15 protein-coding genes and 1 tRNA gene are annotated in these 20695 nt (G+C 52.7%); 5 read left to right on the top strand and 11 right to left on the bottom strand.

Annotation, left to right across the window (positions count from 1 at the left end; all coding sequences use genetic code 11):
• Window positions 1-53: 53 nt before the first annotated feature.
• The 5 genes from secF to queA all read right to left on the bottom strand — a co-directional run bounded on the left by secF (window position 54) and on the right by queA (window position 5468).
• On the bottom strand, window positions 54-968 hold the full coding sequence (gene secF / locus GKKCFE_RS03480; protein ID WP_339489907.1) for a protein translocase subunit SecF: 915 nt from the start codon (window positions 966-968) through the stop codon (window positions 54-56).
• A 9-nt stretch (window positions 969-977) separates the two neighbouring features.
• Window positions 978-2846 carry a protein translocase subunit SecD gene (secD, locus tag GKKCFE_RS03475; protein ID WP_274090879.1) on the bottom strand — a complete coding sequence of 623 codons (1869 nt, stop codon included), beginning with the start codon at window positions 2844-2846 and terminating at the stop codon, window positions 978-980.
• 63 nt (window positions 2847-2909) lie between these two features.
• The gene (yajC, locus tag GKKCFE_RS03470; protein WP_007956696.1) at window positions 2910-3245 is read right to left on the bottom strand and encodes a preprotein translocase subunit YajC; all 336 of its coding nucleotides are present in this window, start codon (window positions 3243-3245) and stop codon (window positions 2910-2912) included.
• Window positions 3246-3288: 43 nt separating this feature from the next.
• Complete coding sequence (gene tgt, locus GKKCFE_RS03465) at window positions 3289-4404, bottom strand: tRNA guanosine(34) transglycosylase Tgt (protein ID WP_160891620.1); 1116 nt, start codon at window positions 4402-4404, stop codon at window positions 3289-3291.
• Between the two features lie 14 nt (window positions 4405-4418).
• Entirely contained in the window at window positions 4419-5468 is a 1050-nt protein-coding gene (queA, locus tag GKKCFE_RS03460; RefSeq protein ID WP_445577486.1) for a tRNA preQ1(34) S-adenosylmethionine ribosyltransferase-isomerase QueA, read from the bottom strand.
• 108 nt (window positions 5469-5576) lie between these two features.
• Here queA and GKKCFE_RS03455 point away from each other — a divergent pair.
• Window positions 5577-5661 (top strand) — tRNA-Leu (locus GKKCFE_RS03455).
• A gap of 392 nt (window positions 5662-6053) precedes the next feature.
• Window positions 6054-6383: a hypothetical protein gene (locus GKKCFE_RS03450; protein ID WP_445577485.1), complete on the top strand. Its 330-nt coding sequence runs from the start codon at window positions 6054-6056 to the stop codon at window positions 6381-6383.
• Between the two features lie 99 nt (window positions 6384-6482).
• On the opposite strand, the gene GKKCFE_RS03445 is transcribed toward GKKCFE_RS03450, so the two are convergent.
• Entirely contained in the window at window positions 6483-6800 is a 318-nt protein-coding gene (locus tag GKKCFE_RS03445; RefSeq protein WP_445577484.1) for a hypothetical protein, read from the bottom strand.
• Between the two features lie 1217 nt (window positions 6801-8017).
• On the opposite strand from GKKCFE_RS03445, the gene GKKCFE_RS03440 reads away from it, so the two are divergent.
• A complete protein-coding gene (locus GKKCFE_RS03440; RefSeq protein ID WP_445577483.1) occupies window positions 8018-15517 on the top strand; it encodes a CHC2 zinc finger domain-containing protein in 7500 nt (2499 codons plus the stop codon).
• 291 nt (window positions 15518-15808) lie between these two features.
• Here GKKCFE_RS03440 and GKKCFE_RS03435 read toward each other — a convergent pair whose 3' ends face one another.
• On the bottom strand, window positions 15809-16168 hold the full coding sequence (locus tag GKKCFE_RS03435; protein ID WP_214915775.1) for a DUF6124 family protein: 360 nt from the start codon (window positions 16166-16168) through the stop codon (window positions 15809-15811).
• Window positions 16169-16659: 491 nt separating this feature from the next.
• Here GKKCFE_RS03435 and GKKCFE_RS03430 point away from each other — a divergent pair, with 491 nt between their 5' ends.
• Both GKKCFE_RS03430 and GKKCFE_RS03425 read left to right on the top strand, forming a co-directional pair.
• Window positions 16660-17913: a colicin E3/pyocin S6 family cytotoxin gene (locus GKKCFE_RS03430; protein WP_445577482.1), complete on the top strand. Its 1254-nt coding sequence runs from the start codon at window positions 16660-16662 to the stop codon at window positions 17911-17913.
• Complete coding sequence (locus tag GKKCFE_RS03425) at window positions 17898-18152, top strand: colicin E3-like toxin immunity protein (RefSeq protein ID WP_188252244.1); 255 nt, start codon at window positions 17898-17900, stop codon at window positions 18150-18152. Before GKKCFE_RS03430 ends, GKKCFE_RS03425 begins: the two co-directional genes overlap by 16 nt.
• 37 nt (window positions 18153-18189) lie before the next feature.
• Here the strand turns inward: GKKCFE_RS03425 and GKKCFE_RS03420 are convergent, their stop codons facing one another.
• The 4 genes from GKKCFE_RS03420 to GKKCFE_RS03405 all read right to left on the bottom strand — a co-directional run bounded on the left by GKKCFE_RS03420 (window position 18190) and on the right by GKKCFE_RS03405 (window position 20695).
• Window positions 18190-18423: a hypothetical protein gene (locus GKKCFE_RS03420; protein ID WP_188252245.1), complete on the bottom strand. Its 234-nt coding sequence runs from the start codon at window positions 18421-18423 to the stop codon at window positions 18190-18192.
• 4 nt (window positions 18424-18427) lie between these two features.
• Complete coding sequence (locus GKKCFE_RS03415) at window positions 18428-18910, bottom strand: hypothetical protein (protein ID WP_188252246.1); 483 nt, start codon at window positions 18908-18910, stop codon at window positions 18428-18430.
• A 178-nt stretch (window positions 18911-19088) separates the two neighbouring features.
• Entirely contained in the window at window positions 19089-19784 is a 696-nt protein-coding gene (locus tag GKKCFE_RS03410; RefSeq protein WP_445577481.1) for a hypothetical protein, read from the bottom strand.
• Window positions 19785-20008: 224 nt separating this feature from the next.
• A complete protein-coding gene (locus GKKCFE_RS03405; protein WP_188252247.1) occupies window positions 20009-20695 on the bottom strand; it encodes a tetratricopeptide repeat protein in 687 nt (228 codons plus the stop codon).

Genomic DNA, 20695 nt, shown 5'->3' with positions numbered 1-20695 from the left:
AAGGCGCGAGTTCAACTCGCGCCTTTCAGGCCGTGACGGGCGGAGACCAAACCTTACGGTCGGTCGTCCACTTCCGTATCTGTGGCCACCGGAGGAATCAGATCCTCGGTGCTCAGGTTCAGCCAGATCAGCACCACGTTGGCGATGTAGATCGACGAGTAAGTACCCGCCAATACACCAATGAACAGCGCAATGGAGAAGCCGAACAGGTTGTCGCCACCGAAAATCAGCAGCGCGCCGATCGCCAGCAACGTGGAGACCGACGTCGCCATGGTCCGCAGCAGGGTCTGGGTGGTCGAGATGTTGATGTTCTCGATCAGCGTCGCCTTGCGCAGCACACGGAAGTTTTCACGCACCCGGTCGAACACCACGATGGTGTCGTTGAGCGAGTAACCGATGATCGCCAGCACCGCCGCCAACACCGTCAAATCGAAGGTGACCTGGAAGAACGACAGGATGCCCACGGTCACGATCACGTCGTGGATCAGCGAGACAATCGCGCCCACCGCGAACTTCCACTGAAAGCGGAAAGCCAGGTACAGCAGGATCCCGCCCAGCGCCATCAGCATGCCGAGGCCGCCCTGGTCGCGCAGCTCTTCACCCACTTGCGGGCCGACATACTCGACACGCTTGACCTGCGCCGGGTTGTCGCCACCAGCCTTCTGCAAGGCCTCGGCCACTTGCTGACCCAGTTGCGGGTCTTCACCCGGCATCCGCACCAGCAGGTCGGTGGTCGCGCCAAAGCTCTGCACCACAGCGTCGGTGTAACCCGAGGTCATCAGTTGCTCGCGCACCTTGGTGACATCGGCCGGACGCTCGTAGGTCAGCTCGATCAGCGTACCGCCGGTGAAATCCAGGCCGTAGTTCAGGCCCTTGCTGAACCAGCTGAACAACGCCAGCAAGGTCAGCAATACAGTGACGCCGAACGCAACGTTGCGAACGCCCATGAAGTTGATTGTACGTAACATGGCAGCCCCTTAAATCCACAACTTCTTGAAGTCACGGCCACCATAAATCAGGTTGACCATTGCACGGGTCACCAGAATGGCTGTGAACATCGAGGTAAAGATCCCGAGGGACATGGTCACTGCGAAGCCCTTCACCGGACCGGTGCCCATGGCGAAGAGAATCCCGCCCACCAGCAAGGTGGTCAGGTTGGCATCGATAATCGCAGTAAATGCCCGGCCGAAGCCTTCGTTGATTGCCCGCTGGACCGACATGCCCGCGGCGATCTCTTCACGAATCCGCGAGAAGATCAGCACGTTGGCGTCCACCGCCATACCCATGGTCAACACGATACCGGCAATACCCGGCAGGGTCAGCGTAGCCCCCAGCAGCGACATCAGCGCCAGCAGCAGCACCATGTTCACCGCCAGCGCAACCGTGGCGATCAGGCCGAAGAAGCGGTAGATGGCGATGATGAACAGCGAGACAAACAGCATGCCCCACAGCGACGCATCGACACCCTTGGCAATGTTGTCGGCACCCAGGCTCGGGCCAATGGTGCGCTCTTCAGCGAAGTACATCGGCGCAGCCAGACCACCGGCACGCAGCAGCAGGGCCAGTTCCGAGGATTCACCCTGGCCATTGAGGCCGGTGATGCGGAACTGACTGCCCAGCGGCGACTGGATGGTCGCCAAGCTGATGATCTTTTTCTCTTCCTTGAACGTCTGGACCGGTACGTCTTTCTCGACGCCGTTGACCACTTGCTTGGTGTAAGTGGTGGTCGGCTTCTGCTCGATGAAGATCACCGCCATGCTGCGACCGACGTTGCTGCGCGTGGCGCGGCTCATCAGTTCGCCGCCGTGGCCGTCCAGGCGAATGTTCACCTGTGGGCGACCCTGCTCGTCGAAGCCCGCCTGGGCGTCGGTCACCTGGTCACCGGTGATGATCAGGCCGCGCTCGATCTGCGCCGCCGGACGACCGCCTTCACGGAACTCGAAGCTCTCGGTGGTAGCGCGGGAAGCACCCGGTTCGGCCGCGAGACGGAATTCCAGGTTGGCGGTCTTGCCGAGGATACGCTTGGCTTCGGCAGTGTCCTGCACGCCCGGCAGCTCAACCACGATGCGGTTGGCGCCCTGGCGCTGCACGATCGGCTCGGCCACACCCAGCTCGTTGACCCGGTTACGCACCGTGGTCAAGTTCTGCTTGATGGAGTATTCGCGGATTTCCGCCAGCTTGGCCGGGGTCATCGCCAGACGCAGCACCGGCTGACCATTGAGGTCGGCTGGCACAATGTCGAAATCGTTGAAGTTCTTGCGGATCAGCGCACGGGCCTTCTCGCGTACATCTTCGTCAGTGAAACCCAGCTGAATGGCACCGTCGAGCTGCGGCAGGCTGCGATAGCGCAGACGCTCTTTACGCAACAGGCTCTTGACGTCGCCTTCGTAGACTTTCAAGCGTGCATCCAGCGCCTTGTCCATGTCCACTTCCAGCAGGAAGTGCACACCACCGGACAAGTCCAGACCCAGCTTCATCGGATGCGCGCCGAGGTTGCGCAGCCATTGCGGGGTGGTCTGGGCCAGGTTCAGGGCCACGACATAGTCGTCACCGAGGGCCTTGCGCACCACGTCCTTGGCCGGCAGCTGGTCTTCAGCCTTGAGCAGACGCAACAAACCGCCCTTGCCGCCTTCGGCAACGGTCGCGGCCTTCACGTCGATACCGGACGCCTTGAGCGCAGCGCTCGCACGGTCCAGATCGGCCTGAGTGACCTGCAAGGCAGTGCTTGCGCCACTGACCTGAATGGCCGGGTCATCAGGATAAAGATTGGGAGCGGAATAAATCAGACCGACCGCCAGCACCGCCAGGATCAGTAAATATTTCCACAGAGGGTATTTGTTCAGCATCACGCCGCCCGCTTATGACGCGGGGCGCCTTGCGCGCCCCGTCGATTGAATAGAAGTTGTTACTTAGATCGCTTTCAGCGTGCCTTTTGGCAGCGTGGCCGCGATGGCGCCCTTCTGGAATTTCATTTCAACGGTGTCGGACACTTCCAGTACCACGAAGTCATCGGCCACTTTGGTGATCTTGCCAGCGATGCCGCCGGTGGTGACCACTTCATCGCCCTTTTGCAGGCTGCTGAGCAGGTTCTTCTGCTCTTTGGCACGCTTGGCCTGTGGACGCCAGATCATCAGGTAGAAGATGACCAGAAAGCCAACCAGGAAAATCCACTCGAAACCGCCACCCATTGGCGCTGCTGCAGGGGCAGCGGCATCAGCCATGGCATTAGAGATAAAAAAGCTCATTTAGCACTCCAGTTGCAAGTATTGAATCTTAGGATCGGAAAACTCAGTCCAAGGGCGGAACAGGCAACCCGCGCTTGGCATAGAAGGCATCGACAAAGGCGGCCAATGTACCCTGTTGAATAGCCTCGCGCAAACCAGCCATAAGCACCTGGTAATGGCGCAAATTGTGGATGGTATTCAACATGCTACCCAGCATTTCGCCGCACTTGTCCAAATGGTGCAGATAAGCACGGGAGAAGTTCTGGCAGGTGTAGCAATCGCAGGTCGGATCCAGCGGCGATTCATCATGGCGATGGAACGCGTTACGGATCTTCAGCACGCCTGTATCAATGAACAGATGCCCATTGCGGGCATTACGGGTTGGCATCACGCAATCGAACATGTCCACACCGCGGCGCACACCCTCAACCAGATCTTCCGGTTTGCCAACGCCCATAAGGTAACGAGGTTTGTCAGCCGGCATCTGGCCCGGCAGGTAATCGAGCACCTTGATCATTTCATGCTTGGGTTCGCCCACCGACAGACCGCCGATGGCCAGGCCGTCGAAGCCGATCTTGTCGAGGCCTTCGAGCGAGCGCATGCGCAAATCCTGGTGCATGCCGCCCTGGACGATGCCGAACAGCGCCGCCGTGTTCTCGCCATGGGCGTTCTTGGAGCGCTGGGCCCAACGCAACGACAGCTCCATGGACACCCGCGCCACGTCTTCATCGGCCGGGTACGGCGTGCATTCGTCGAAGATCATCACGATGTCCGAGCCCAGGTCACGCTGGACCTGCATCGACTCTTCCGGCCCCATGAACACCTTGGCGCCATCCACCGGAGAAGCGAAGGTCACGCCCTCCTCCTTGATCTTGCGCATCGCGCCCAGGCTGAACACCTGGAAACCGCCGGAGTCGGTCAGAATCGGGCCTTTCCATTGCATGAAATCGTGCAAGTCACCGTGGGCCTTGATCACCTCCATGCCCGGGCGCAGCCACAGGTGGAAGGTGTTGCCCAGAATGATCTCCGCGCCCGTGGCCACAATATCCCGTGGCAGCATGCCCTTGACCGTGCCGTACGTGCCCACCGGCATGAACGCGGGGGTTTCCACCGTACCGCGGGGGAAGGTCAGACGACCGCGACGAGCCTTGCCATCGGTAGCAAGCAACTCGAAGGACATGCGACAGGTGCGACTCATACTGTTTCCTCGGGTCCGCGTGGCGCGGGGTTACGGGTGATGAACATCGCATCACCGTAGCTGAAAAAGCGGTATCCATGCTCGACGGCGGCCTTGTAGGCGACCATGGCTTCGGGATAACCGGCGAACGCCGAAACCAGCATCAACAGCGTGGATTCGGGCAAATGAAAATTGGTGACCAGGGCATCGACCACATGAAACGGCCGGCCCGGGTAGATAAAGATGTCGGTGTCGCCACTGAACGGCTTGAGCACGCCATCGCGCGCCGCGCTTTCCAGCGACCGCACGCTAGTGGTCCCCACCGCCACCACCCGCCCACCGCGCGCACGACAGGCCGCCACGGCATCGACCACTTCCTGGCTCACTTCGAGCCATTCATTGTGCATGTGGTGGTCTTCGATACGCTCGACCCGCACCGGCTGAAACGTGCCGGCGCCGACGTGCAGCGTCACGAACGCCGTCTCCACGCCTTTGGCGGCAATCGCCTCCAGCAACGGCTGATCAAAATGCAGCCCCGCCGTCGGCGCCGCCACCGCCCCCAAGCGCTCGGCGTACACGGTCTGATAACGCTCGCGGTCCGAACCTTCGTCCGGGCGGTCTATATAAGGAGGCAACGGCATGTGGCCGACACGGTCGAGCAGCGGCAACACCTCTTCGGCAAATTCCAGCTCGAACAACGCATCATGCCGCGCCACCATCACCGCCTCACCGCCGCCGTCGATCAAAATCGACGAACCCGGCTTGGGCGACTTGCTCGACCGCACATGGGCCAGCACCCGATGACTGTCCAGCACCCGCTCCACCAGAATCTCCAGCTTGCCACCGGAGGCTTTCTGGCCAAACAACCGCGCCGGAATCACCCGGGTATTGTTGAACACCATCAAATCGCCCGGGCGCAAATGCTCAAGCAAATCAGTGAATTGACGGTGAGCCATGGCACCGCTGACCCCGTCCAGGGTCAACAGTCGACTGGCGCGACGCTCGGCCAGAGGGTGGCGAGCGATCAGCGAATCAGGGAGTTCGAAGGTAAAGTCAGCAACACGCATGATGGGGTTCGTCTAGCAGGGCCGGAAAGTCTAGCGGAATTATCAAAAATTCACCATGAAACGTGATTGACCAACGGTAGGCACCTCTCTATACTTCGCCGCCATTGAGCCCTGATGGCGGAATTGGTAGACGCGGCGGATTCAAAATCCGTTTTCGAAAGGAGTGGGAGTTCGAGTCTCCCTCGGGGCACCATCTTAAAGAAAGACCTTGAAATTCAAGGTCTTTTTTTTCGCCTGCAGGAAAGTGGTTTTCCGCGGCTAACGCAGATCCCAACCAATCCCCCACCCGCTTTTGTGGTGGATGGATAAATCACCGCTCCCCTTTGTGGCGAGGGGATTTATCCCCGCTGGGCCGCAAAGCGGCCCCAGAATACCCAACCTCATGGTGAGGAAGAGCCAGTGGTAGAGAAGAACCGGTGGTGGGGGGAAAAACCCGTGGCGAGGGAGCTTGCTCCCGCTTGAGCGCAAAGCGCTCACAAAAATATCACCGCCCCCACCGATGCTCCGATCTGCCACTGCAAAGGCATAACCCATCAACCCAGCTCCACCCCACCCTCCCCACCCAGTCACTAAGGATTTCACCCCATGGAATTGCTGCTGGAAACGGTCGCTCTTTACTCGCTCAAACTGGCTTATGAGACGGAAGGCCACAGCCCGATTTTGCGGGATGATCCGTTGATGGGCGGGTGTGATCGGGAGGTTTTTGGGTTGTTGGTGCGTAAGGGGGATGTTCGAGGAATTCAGGTGAAGGTGGAGCGGTGCCTGGATTTGGCGCTGGAGTCGGTTGGGGGCGCTAATACAGTTCTTGGCCGTGAGCTGCATCGGTTGGCGTCAGAGTTCAGCACAGTGGAGACGATGGAACAGCTTGATGCCCCACTCATCGCGCTGACGGGTTATCTGAAAGATATTCAGTGAATAGCGTTTGACGGACGGGCTTCGTCAGGAACTGACACCCCTGCTTCATCCAAGACAGGGGAATTCTCAACTGTTCAGCGGCTAGATAATCTGCGGCGATCACTCAGCTTTTACGGTAATACAGAACAGCAAGTGAACACCGGCCATTGAGGCCTGGGATTCGTGTTCCTTTTGCGAAAGACAAATGGTATTTCTGGCCATCCGGTATGCCTCTGACGGATCGAGCCCCGAAGTGTCGGCGCCTTGATGCAAGAGCGAATGTCCTAACCTGCCGTCCGGGTAGCGTAGCCAACCTTCCCATCCCAACAACGATACCCCTGCGGCCTCAAGAAGCTCCAAAGCGTTCATCGCATGCGGGTAGGGAAGAACCAGTTCGCTCTGAGACGCGGACAACCGTTGTAAATCATCTATCGTCATGTACCACCCCTTTTTCCGTATCAGTATTCCGTCCTGAAGGAAAATAAACTCGTCTCTTTTCCCGAAAATCTCCTCCAAGCTTAAGAAAGCACAACGGGAGCAACACGGCGAAATCGAAAAAGCTCAAACCGCTGAACGACTTTGCTGCCGACGCATACGCAACAGCATTGGCCGACGGTGACGACGCAGCCGAAGAGCGTGCCGAAAAGGCTCTCAAGCTAGCATCGGAAGCAATGACACAAGCCGCTTAAGATAAACGTGGACTCAATACGCTTCTGGCTACGTTAACGCCCGAGATCGAGAAATTGGATGTTGCGATCTCAGACGCGAAGCAGCGACTAGCGGATTATCGCCAAGATCAGCTGAACGCTGCACGCCTACTCTGGGCAGAACGCTTGTACAAGGCGGCGCAAGACTCTGCCAAAGTCGCCACGCAGTTCACCGCCACAAGAAAGCGCTCGGGCGTCGCTATAGCAACTTGGAGGATCTCAACGTCCCTTTGCAGGCCCCAATGGGTCCCAGACACATCACCCATCGCAAAATCCTTGAAATGGCACAGGCAATTTCTATCGAGGAGTTGCTAGTAGCCTGACCCGTACCTATCACCGCTGAAGCGGTGATATTCCAAAACCGGAGCCCCTAGGCGGAACACCAAACGTGTACCACTTAGCTTGTGTTCCGGTTTTTCATTTTTGGTGTTCCACCAGCGAAACCCTTGTAAACCGGTGCTTCCAGCGTAGATGGAACACATGGAACACGCGGAACACCCAATTTACAGCTATCTGAAAGCCCCCGTGCCCCATGCCAAGCGGTGGCCCTCAGCGGAGGAGTACGCGCCACCGCCACGGAGTTGCGCGTCTTTTTTGGCTCGCTCGTGATCCAGATCATCCGCTCTGACCTAGTAAGCGACTTCAGGCCAGCTGGGCGAAGCCTGGAATCATGGGTCCTCCCTAGGGGCCGCCCCTACACGTGTTATCAGACTCGCAGCTTTCCTCTAGCGGAAAAAACTACAGGGATGTCCGTCTTTTTATGGAGGTCCTAGCCGTTAGGCTCATAAAAATCAGCTAGATTGGTTTATTGGAGAGATATCGCTACTATCGAATCAGCAAACCTCCTTTTACAGGGAAAAATATTTGCCGGGGCACAGAAAAGAATAACAACTTTAAAAAAGATAAGAATATCTATCATTATCAAATTTCAAAATAGGGAGCAATTAAGTGCCTAGGATTGACTACCAAAAACTACTAAACGATATTTCAATTGAAGATATTGCCACCCGCCTAGGCATGACATTAAAAAAAACCGGAAACAATCAATTCCGAACACTTTGCCCCTTTCACGATGACAAAAATCCATCACTACTCATTGATACAAACAAAAATAATGGTCAACAACACTATCATTGCTTTTCCTGCGGCGAACATGGTGACACCATTGATCTCGTCAAGAAAAAGCTTGGGCTTGGATTTAAAGATGCAGTTGAATGGTTAAGTCCCTCTAGCAATATCTCTGCGAATCGAAACATCAACAAGAACACAGCCCACAAAAATTCAATCCCCGCCGCCTCTTTTCCCGCCCTACAGTTTGGCTACAACTTATACAAAAAAGAATCCGACACCGCCAAATTAAAGTCTTGGCTAGACCAACGCAAAATTGACTTCGAACTTGCAAAAAAAGCAGGACTTACCTATGCACCACGCAACATTCTGTCTCGAACATTAGAAAGCCAAAAAGACCGCTCTATCAGGCGAGAGTACACTGGCGACCTAGAAGATGCACTTCTGATCCGCAAAGTAGTACCTGGCGTGAGTACCAATACGCACCTACAACTAAATTCCAGAATAGATTCACTCAACAGATACAGCGATTTTTTCATCGAAGATCGAATTATCCTACCTATAAATGATGAGAAAGGTCAATTAGTTGGATTAGCCGGCAGGGCTGCCAACAAAACCTCAAGATCAACGATACCGAAATATCAGTTGACTAGAGAGTTTCCAAAGTCCTCCATATTGTATCGCGCCGATACTGCCTTCAAGGCTATTAGAGGGGAAGCAAAAAAAGGCAGTAAAAACGTCACTATTTATATCTGCGAGGGTTTTTTTGACTCCCTTCGCTTTGAGCAGTTCGGACTTACATCCGTCGCCATTATGGGCAGTTCAATCAGTGAGCAGCAAATAGTCTTACTAGCATCGTTGAGAGACAGCCTGCCAAAAGATACAACTTTGACTATTGCTTTAAGCTTTGACAGGGATGAAGCAGGTTTACGAGGAGCAGCGGACGCCTGTCTTAAACTAATGAATGCCGCTCTTGAGTGTGAGTTCCTTTGGCCGTCGGACTCACATATCGCAAGTATGGGAGGTGATCCGGACAGTACGAAAGACCCCGATGATTACCTTCAGTGCTATGACGTCGAATCAATCCGCCAAGGTCTCAGTGATTCGACATATGCACCGGCATTAGCAATTCTGGCTTACGCTTTCGGCACAACTGCCGATGAGTTACTTGACAAAGACACATGGTCGTCCGCGCCAAGAGCTAGACGATTCCGGGCTTTTAATCAAGCACTCAACCATATAGAGAAAGCGATTGGTTCTCAGACAATAGAAACATTTAAAAGCTCTATCTCAATTTGGCCAACAAGCTTTAATACCACAGCTCTCAATGAGTGGATTGATTTTATAGATGAGCCTCGGGTAAAAAACCACAAAACTCATAGTGAAGAGTTTTTGAATAACGCTGGCGCTCGGCTTAACCACTCTCGAATTCTCGCATATATGGGATCCAGACGAGGAGAACTTCCGTGTGATGAACCTCGATGGGAGCGCTTGGATATTGCAGCGACTGCCTTCAACACGCTACTCGCTGACAGATTAGATAGCAGTCAAGCCAGCGCCCCCATAAGCGCTTATAACGCAGTTTGGGTGCCTAGGTCTTTCGGCGGGAACGAACATAGACTTAAAATAATGCCTCGCCCCGAAGACTTGGTAATCCAGCAATACCTACTAAACGAAATACTCACCGAAAGATGGGACCAGAATACCTATACCGGTTCAGGATTTAGCTATTCGATCCCTGCAGTACGTTACTACCGGGAGACTCGAAAAACTATAACCACGGGATTCGACATCAAAGGAGATGGAACTAGGACAGTATTAACAACGCCAACACTTAGTTTTGCTTACCAAATTGACATGGATGTTCTTGAGGGGCGCCAACCCGCCACAGATCAAGGAATGTACAGACCTTATGCTGAATGCTGGCGTGAGTTTATGGCTTCCTTGACAGATCAGGCTCAAGAAATTGGGACCGTACACTCGATCCGGCTTGATGTTAAGCGCTACTACGATAGGCTTAGGCGATATGTCGTGCGTGATCGATTACTCGCTCCTCTTCAAAGCGCTGTAGCATCAGTGACAGGTAATACTCCAGAATTCGCAGAACTATTAAATTTTGACATCTTAAATCCTGACGCCGCTACGAAAGCAAGTACAATTCTAAATCGCCTTGACGAACATCTTTTTGGTGTAAATTATTTAAAACCGGATACTGGAACCGAAGATAGTACGGACCCTTCTATGGGCATTCCACAGGGCCCAGTTTTATCAGCTTGGATCGGATCAATTGCATTATTTCCTGTTGATGAAGTAGCCCATCGCTTCATGATGCGTACCAACACCAACAAAAAGCGTGTTGGCTATGCCCGATATGTTGATGATATCGTACTTCTTGCTGATGATCCGATAACGCTAGCTGAAATGAGAGAAGCAATTGATCAATGCGCTCGCAAGCTTGAGTTAACACTGTTAGCTAAGGCAGACGAAATACCCGCTATGAGCGCCGAAGACTTTTCGACGTATATAAATCAAGGTAGAGCTTTAGCCGCGTACGGTCCCGCTTGGGAGCCTCCATTAATAGGAGATGGAGAATCTGGCTGGGACTTTTGGTCTGTTGCTCCGGCGACCGATCGTCAATCAGCTCTACAGTTACTCCACAACGTAGAGCTCTACAAGGCATCTAAGTCAACCCTTTTTAAAACTGTAAAAACAGCATTCCAAGCACCTGATCTTCGTGCATCGGAACTGCCCAAAGCCGCCAGATTAATTTGGTACGCTATCGCAGTGGAGCATCTAGGAAATAAGGAAACTACTGAGCTTCTTAAGCAATATTTAGACGACTGGAATGAGTGTGTGCTGGATGCTCCGTGGAGCCTTTATCCAGCCGAAAACGAATGGGAATCGCCAATTCTATTTGCACTTGAGGGACTTGAACATCTCTTAGACAAGCAATCACGCGATATTCCCGAATTGTCCGCAGACGAAAACTCCGTGAGACGCAAACGAATTGCCTGGCTTGCAGAATTAATACTAAGCAAAGGATTCGACTCCTACGTACTAGACTTCGCCCAAGGTCCAAAACATCAATTAACTGTTCGCCTATCATTGATAAAATGGAAGGCGATGCGACTAATTGGCGTGCATCCTCACTCAACATCAATGCTTGAAGCAGAACGTTATAAACTGGTGCAAGAGTGGAAACCATTCGAATGGATGCATGAAGCGGTTAGCCTCCTTGTGAACGCGGACCATTCAGACCAAGACCCATTGACTCCCTTTTTGGCTCAAACAGCGAACCATAAACGAAATGGAACTATGTCAGGTTTTGCAGCAGACGTTTTCTCAGCTTTGCTGCCTTCGGAAGATCACCAACCTGATCAGCTAAGAAATGAGAGCCCTTCCGCCGAAAAAATCGCATTACAAACTTTGGCAAGTATCGTTGCAAAGGATCAGTTACCTGTATGTTTGAGTCGAAGGAGCAATCTAATCTGGGGATCGCAATCCAAAGATTCCCTAAACCGAGTCATACTTCCGCCCCTTCCGGGAATCATTACATCACGTCTGTTTTCCTGTTTAGGTAAAACTGAAAAAGACGGCATCGTAAACATTCAAGAATTTGAGGCACTGGACTTCTCTAAAGTGGAACAAATGCCAACCTTTCTTGGCTCCGAGAATGGCGAATCCATAAGAGAATTACGGCCCACCTGGACCCCTGAGACTATCGCTACATCTCTAACTCGCCTTAAAGCCAATCTATCAAAAGAGGAGCAAATTCGACTTAGAGAATTCGTCGCACCTGCTAATACTTATGTATCAGCAGAAACACTTAAGCTAGCTGCAAAAATATATAGGGCAATGGCCCAAATCGTCATAACGTATTCAGAGAACCATGAGAACAAGGAATTAGTTCCTGCTTGGCCGTATATTGCCACTGATGTGGAATCGAATTTCTACTACCTAGTCGCCGAGGGTGTATCGAGAGATCAGTTGGGGAGCAGTGTTTTCGTTAGAGATGGTGGGAGAGCCCTAAGAACGGCTGAAGTTCCGATTTATGAAGCTAATCTCTGGAGGGTAGGAGTAGCTATCTCAGACTACCTCGGACTTCACGATGACTTTACAAAATTCAGTAGCGTTGACGCTGATATCTCTTTGGACGAGGCCGCTCTAGCCAATCCTGCTAGATACGTACTGCGGTCGCAATTACGCAAGCTTCGTGGCGCTTACGCTGACTCAAAAATTGGTAAAAGACGTAGCGAAGGTAACTCACTGCCAGCGACGATAGTCCGAGCTCTCCGTTTGTTAGAAACTTTTCCGGAAGAAAAAGCTGACAGCGGACAATCCGATCAACTGCTCTATGTCCTGACTGCTGAATCTGAATCCGCTGGGATGTATCTAGCTCTTCGCGACCAATTTGAAAACGATCATGCTTCTGGTTTTCTAATTTCACTTACAAACAAAGTTCTAAACCGTCTTCCACTTTCTGTAGGAGAAGCTCTTTCAACTTCTGATCTTAGTCCGAGCTCAACTCGGAGAGACTTGGCTGGCCAACTTTGCTTTGCAAAGCGCTTATTCTCCGTAACGCACGACTCACCCATTACTGATTTCCCGGCCTGGAAAGCCTTGCGCGCAGGTATAATTTGTACTGGTATTGCAACAGCATTTGATGGCTTGATCGCCTCTCTCAGAAGTCATGGTTCATACGAACGTAACGTTAATTTCGATTTCCCTGACGACTGGAATATCCCAAGGGCAACAGAACAGAAAATCAACGACATAATCACCAATAAAAAAAGCTCACAAGTAAACAAACGTATCCCACTGATCGAACAATGCCGACTCCTAGTGCAGCATTTGGCCCATAGGATAGTTATAGGTTCTTCCGGCGGTGTGCCTTTAGCCATATATGATAGCCTAAGCTCAATAGCAAAAACCCTGGCCCAAATCGAAAACACCGATATTGAAAATGAAACACTCTTAGAGTGGCCTTTTGAGTTATTGAGCAGCGAAAGCCTAAACCTCCTTAATTTAGAGCTATTGGAATCCGTTGCGGCCCTGATTGGTATGATCGATAACCACCTCGGCTTCGAGCCGATTTTGGTAATTGAAAAATCATATGGATATAACCCGCAAAACAAACGCTTTACTGACTCAAGGAATGGGGTTCGCGACGTTACGCCTTGGATGATTACTCAATTTCCTAGGTTGACGAAGCACATCGAAGAGATATCTCATAACGATCAATTTCTTAGAGTGTGGACCGAGGTTTTCGACAAAGCGAGTGGAAAACTTTTATCGGTATCAGCGCTGGGTGAACCGTTTGCCTCTATAGCAATTTCTAAGCCGAACCCTCAGTCTTTATTGCAAACTGAAGGTGAGCCTATAGCCGAAGAACAAAACTCGGAAATTCCAAAACATCACGAAGGTACATTAGGGCTACCAGCAGCTTTGCCAGCGGCCAACGTAAGCAATAACGACGCATCTTCCATAGATGAACAAGTCGCAAGCACTCAGCCAGATATCTCAGATGAAGAATCACTCTCCTCTGTAGAGAGCCTGGCACCTTTTTCCAGTGAAGGAACCGCTTCTCACTTATCTAAAAACGCAGAATATAGTCGCGATGCGAACGCTTTTCGCAAACAACAATCTGAACAGTGGACAAGGCGTGGAGAAAAGTGCAAACCACAAGGGCTAGTTAGAATCGCGCTGTTGCAAGCTGACTTTGACTTGACCTATCAACATCCATTAATAGAAGCTTGCCCTAGCCAGTGGCCGTTTTGCACCAAAACAATCGAAGCGATCACTACAAGTTTGAGAAGTGATGTGGACTCCGTATATGAGCGACTGCTAAGAGCGACTGAAAAACATAACACAGCACACTTATGGACAGCATTTGAATCACTACCAAGTTGGGCAGAACATCGCCGGAGGAGGATTATTAGCAGAGCTATAGATGCATGCCAGAACTTTGGCGTGGATCTATTGGTGCTGCCTGAATATTCAGTCCGGAGAGATACTATTGAATGGATAAAATCTTACATTCAGAAAAAGAGCGTTTCTGTTCTCGCCGGAACTTACATGAATACATGCAACACCTCAGATAAAGATTATTTATCTGCCACACTGACTCTTCTTTGGCCTCTACCCCCCAAAATCTCCAATATTTATACCGCTTCGCTACAAAAGAGGAATCTCGGCGAACACAAACATTTCGACGCGCTGGATCGCGGCCACGTCCTCGACTTTGCACGAAATAAGAAATACCGCTCAATTGCCCTAGATGAGTTCTTCCGACCATCATCTCACCCCTTAAAACCACTATTCAACCTTAATGAATTAGCAACAGAGCTCGAAAAAGCTACCGGCTTTGAACCCACAGCTGATGTAATAAGTCATTTATTTACAGAATCTGAACTCCCCCTAAAACACTTTATGGAACTAATATGTTCAGAAGCGTTTCTGGTCTCTAGCCCAGCAAACTACCTACATATGAGCGAAGATTTAAAAGCCATGTGGAGTAGGTTTGGGAGATCAGCGGATGGAGACGAAGTCATGAACGACATCAAAGTATTATCTGCAAGACTGTCAATAACCGGAGATGGAAAAACGGGTCGACGATCTATCCTAGCTGTTCCTGCCGCTACTTCGAGGTCTGCGGACTATTGGTTTGCAGGACAGGGATGTTTCTTAGCCGGCGGGACAACTACTGTGTTTTGCAACAGTATTGATGGAAAGAAGCTCGTTGGTGGCAGCTGCTTCATCGGTCGAGGAAGCTGGAAGACAGAAGAAACAGCGCTGGGCTATCTGTCCAAGATAACACCCTATCATGGCTGGTCTAAAGGCATCTACTATAATAATAGAGATGATGCCCTAAGTGCACAGGACCAAGCTTTAGTAATAGCAGATATTGATCCACACAATATGATGGAGGGCAGGCCTCGTCCTCAAACAATGCCGTCCCCATTACAACTTGTCGCCTACATACCAATCATTGAGACTATTAATTGGGAAGTCACACAAAGTAATTTAATAAAAAAACTACCGGCTTCGCCGGGTAAATCGATAAAAGCATCGGCTGGCAGGTCAAAAAAACGTCCTCAGAACGAAGAGGACTTTTGGAAGCTTATAAGCAAGACCAAAGAGCGACTTAACGAAGAGACTCTTGATGAAATTTGGCGTAAATTTCCTGATTCGCGTGCTCTTTCGTCCCGTGCGGACGCATATCGAAACAATGGTGATATGCAGCCAAGTGCTCCAAAAGGCTCAATGGGTATGCTTGCCACACCTGCATTTTACGACTGGATTGACGTCAGCTTGACATTGGACGATCACCAAGATCTCCCTACCATTGATGTTCCTCCATGGAAGCTTCCTTTAACCTAAGTTTTTCCGTCTTCGGCAAAATCGAGGCCTCGTATTGGAGGTCGATTTCCGCTCATGAAGGGCCTCGAGTCTCACACGGTGTGTTTCCCCATACAGTGGTCTCGCAACATGAGTGCAGCGAAGTAACGGAGGAGGCTTCGAATCGTACAGGTGTTGCAGAAGAGCAGGCTATGCATCCCATGTGTATCCCTAATGATATAATTCGACTACAGGCCACGAAAAAGATCGGCACAAAAAAGGTCTTGCTAGGCAAGACCTTTTCCAATCCAGGCGGCACGCAACGCTGCTGCCCTACCTCACCTCAACAATATCCAAAGCCCGATTAGCCAACAGCTCACTCACCTCAATCACCTGCAAAATCCCCAACGCAACCCGCCGCCGAGACCCATCCAGATCAAACGCCAAATCACTGATCATCGCATTCGCCGAAGCCAGATTTTCACTGAGATTCGCAAGCAAACACTCAGAATCAACCCCCGGATCAATCCGTAAAATGGAGTCGGACTTGTCAGACGTTTCTTTCTCAGGCTTGGGCTTCAGATAAAAATCCAACGCTCGCGTGGCAGCGTCGTCGATTTTTTTGTTGCGGGCGGACTGGACGCGGGACGTAGGTTCGTCTGCCGCAGGGGGATTCGGAGTAACTTTTGCCATCGTCTTGCTTCCTGTAGTTGGAGCCATCACCCGCTCGCTGCTAAACGATGGGAGGCAGCTGTACGCAGGTTAGCAGACCGGGGAAACAAGAAACCGGCGCGTCCGGGGACGCCCTGCGCACAGCCACCATCAAGTGCAGGATGGGAATCCCGACTGGATAACGCCTTGCACAACCTGTTTCACCGCGAGCTGCTAAACCCGATCACTGATGAGCAGTGACAGGTCCCAAACTACCGACGCAACCCAAGGCGAACAAGCCGGCGGATTCTGGCGTAGTTGTAGGCAAAGGCGCAAGGCGAGGTCGGCTGGCGAGTTGCGGGCGCCCAATGTCTGACAGCCCGATCTGACGCTTCAGATTGTTCCGAACCTCAAATAGCCAGCCTACCCGTATTGAGGAAACCAGAACAACGACTTCAAGAAACCTCCTACATCGCGCCCCTCTCTTCCCGCGTTAGCGTCTGTCCTGCATTTTTCCGGACGAGACTCACTACGTGGCGGCACGCAAAAACGACATCCCCCAGGTCCGAAACCCGCCCAGCGGCGATGGGCATCACGTCACCTATCGGGACATGACCGCCAGCGAACTGGCCGAGCGCGAAACCCGGCAGCAGGCTTACGAAGCCATGCTTGCCCGGCAAGCTGCCTATGAACAAACGCGCTGGGCCGCGGTGGATAACAAGCCTTTGTCCACCGCTACCGGATGCGTGTTTGCCAAGAGCTGCAAGCTCCCCAACGGCATCATCGATTACAACAACCCCAACGGCTACGTGCCGGCAGATCTGGTCAAGCAGTACGGCGATCTCATGTGGCTCGGCGGCCGGAGCGCCGACCCATCCGGCACCATCCCCCTCAAGCGGATCGGCGCAGGCACGGTTCCCGTTACCTTGGGCAGGCTCGCGCTGGGCGGTTCGGCAACGTCCACGGCTGCCGCTGCTGGCGGCACCGTCGGCGCAGCGCTGCTGACCGGCATCATCGCCCTGCTGTGGCCGTCCAATCTGGGTGACAGCGCGCTCTACAGCGAAGACCAGTTACGCAACCTCAAACAGGCCCGCAGCCGCGTGCGCTTGAGCATCGAGCAGCAGGCCGATGGCAGTCTCAAGGGCTACGGCTTTTACACCGGCCAGAACCGCGATTGGGAAATGGTCGACGTTGTTCAGTTCACCCCGCGAGCCGATCAGTTCATCGCCGACCTGGGGGATGGCATCGAACTGATCTGGACGCCGGCTACCAACCCGTCCGACATCCTTGGCATTCCCGCTCTGGAAGCGGCGCCCCAGGCACCACCTATTTGGATCTATCCGCCGACGCCGATGGCCGACAGCGTCATCGTCGACCCGATTTATCCGCCGGAGTACAGGGATTTCATTCTGGTATTTCCGGCTGATTCGGGGGTTCGGCCGGTTTATGTGGTTTTGAGTGTTCCTCGAAAGGGCATGGCCGAGACCGGCCACGACTATCACCCAGCTCCGAAAACCCATGAAATTGTTGGCTTCCCTGGATTGAAAAGAGGCAAGAAAAAAACACCTGTACAAGGAGGTGGCGGCCTAAGGGATCGCTGGCTTGATGCGAAGGGCAGAACCATTTACGAATGGGATTCTTCACATGGTGAATTGGAAGCCTATCGTTCGAGCGATGGAAGTCATCTAGGGGCCTTCGATCATATTACGGGCGAGCAGACAGACGGCCCGAAAAAAAACCGTAATATCAAAAAAATATTTGTGAGGATCAAATGGGACTCAAACTAAGACTTGAGTGGTATAGCAAGCAAACCGAATCCTGCGAGGGGGAGGAGTATTCCGAAGACTTGGGTGAAGACGGCTCTGTCATTGAAGCCCTAGGGATTCCAATCGAAAACAATGTCAATAACGGAGGGTTTGATGTTCCCCAAGAATGGGTAAAAACCCTCCAACCTCACTTTCAACACTCAATTGATTGGAGCAGCTACGACTATCAGATTGCTTTCGACTATCGAGACAGCTGGTAGCCACGGAGCGAGTGGTCAATAAAAGAGGAACACAGATTCATGCCATATACCGGGCCCGGCTGAAAAACAGTGCCGCTCCGATACCAATAGCACTGGTTGAGGCGATCCCCAGATCAAAACCGGAGACGAAAGACGGCAGTGTAAAAATGCTCGCAAACCCCAGGGCAACCAGGGCGATGCCTAGCCATTTCCTGAGGCCGTAGGATTTCATATAGAAAAACAACAGCAGGAACACTGCATATGCCAAGGCGTATAGGCCAAATTCATTCATAGTCTTAGCCGCCTTGAGCCTTGATGATCATAGAGGAAGCGGAGTGTTGCGGACCTATGCCACCGCTGACCTGTGCATCCAAGCTTACGATGACATCACCGGCGTGATAGGTCGGCAATTTGCCCAACGTGAACTCGCGGACAGCCCATCCCACAGGGATGACCGCACCGGGCATGAACTTGCCGGCCGCTGCGGCGAAAACCCCGCTGGTGAGGTTGGCGATACTCATTCGTTGGGTGTTGAGTAAATCACCCTGCTGCCGGGTCAAGGGGTTGGAAATCCCGACCATCATTTGGCAGGGTAGATCCTTGGCGAGCATTTTGTCGTAGAGCTCCACCACCCGGTTGCTCACTTCATAATGGGCGGCTTTCGCTTCACCAAAATGCAGTGTTCTGAGACTACCCCGCTCATCGGCCGACAGGGTAAAGCGCGATACGCTGAAGATAATTCCATGGCTGCCAGAAAACTGACCGTTTTCAAACTTCAATGCTCGCATCCTTATCGAGTCTGGGAAGACGGGGAGCTTGTCTTAGCTGACGGGCGTTTCGCAAATGGTACCGACTAAGCGCCGCTGGTCAATTTGCTCAAGACAATCTTGTTCCTCCCCACCGCCTTGATGCGCGCCTGCCCCGATGCCCCTACAGCACTTCGGTTTGCCTATGCGGTTATTGCTTCAGGTCTTCAATCAGCTTGCCTACAGCCAAATCAGACACCCGGGAAAACGCCGCACGCGCTGCTTCGGGATCGGTGGCGTACTGCTCAGGGGTGTAAGCGAGGGTGTTGCTTTCATTGAATGCCGAAATGGTATTGAAGTTGCGCCAAACCGAGGTGCCGCTGCGTTTCATGGAGCCGTTGACACCAATGACTGGGTAAAGCACAGAGCTGTAGTTTTTCAGGCTAAGCCCCCACTGCATGATCATGATTTCAACGTCGGCGTCCGCTCTCTCGCCTTGCGCCACGATGGTGAACAGCCCTTCTTGCTTGATGCGCCTCTCGAAGCTTTCACGCACCAGTTTGCCCACATCGATACCGTGGGCTTGCATGTTGTTCAGAATCGCTTGGGAAATATCCGCCGTCGCGCCATCGGCCGCCTTGGTACCCACGACCGAGCCGGCGCCCGTCAACGCGCTTGTGCCAGCGCTCGATGCTCCGGCCAACATGCCAGTCGCTGCACCTGCTCCGGCCCCCAGTCCTGCTCCCCAAGCCTGAGTCATGCTGGTGTATTTGAAGTTTTCTACCGCAAAGTACACGGGAAGGATCTTGATCGTTTTGATCTGGTGGCGGTCTTCGACACTCAAAGACTTGGTTACACACCCGGAAAGCAGGACGACCGAAAGCAACGCGAGAATCAACTTTTTCATGGGTGGGGAAACCGATTACCTGGATGAATGTGGGCTCTGGGCGCCATGACTGACAACCGTTTCAATAGAAGCGGTCTTCTTCTTTCATGCGATAAATGCGACCGAACGTCCTGAAGGAGATACACAGGAACACCAATGTCAGCAGTACACCGCCAGTCATGACAAAAAACCGGAGCGATACGTGTGTAGCTCGGTGGCGATGCTGTTTATTTTGGGAAACCACCTCACGGCATGGAAATCTTGTACTCGGCGAGCTTGGCCTTGTGCTCCTCACGTACGTACTTCTTGTTGACGATCTGCGAGAACTTCATGAAGTCGGCCTTGGCGCCGTCCTTATCTCCCAAATGGTCGTACGCGATCCCACGCTCGTAATAGGCCCAGGCATAGTCCGCCTGGCGCTCAAGGCCGGTGCTGAATGCTTCAGCGGCCTCTCGGTACTGACCCAGGTCTGTCAGCGCGAGGCCCTGATGATAGTAGGTCGGCATGTGGAAGCCGGAGCCCTTTCCGGCTTCTCCCAGTCCGTTGTCGAGGTTGTACTGCACAAGTTCAAGCGCTTTTTTCGGGTTGCCAGCGTCGCGATACATGCTGCTCAAATCCAGATTGGCGCGCGCATCAGGCTTGGCCTCCAATTGGATGGATTTTTCCTTGGCAGCCACCGCTTCGGGGAAATGCTTGAGGTTGCTGTGGGCGTCGGCCTGCACCGCGTAAATCAAACTTTCCAGCGAGGCGGGCAAGGTATTTTTCTGCAGACATAGATCACCTTCCTGTAGCGCCAGGGGGTAATTTTCGGCTTTGGACGCCTTAATCTGATTTGTGCAGTGCGCGAGGTTGGCTTTTTGCGGGTTCTGCATTCCGGCACATCCTGTGAGGATGAAGGAGCAGGCGATCAGTGCGGGCCAGCGAGCATTCAT

It is taken from the genome of Pseudomonas sp. E141 (assembly GCF_052659885.1).
Note: the sequence above shows the minus strand (reverse complement) of the source record. Positions and strands in the feature narration are given on the sequence as shown.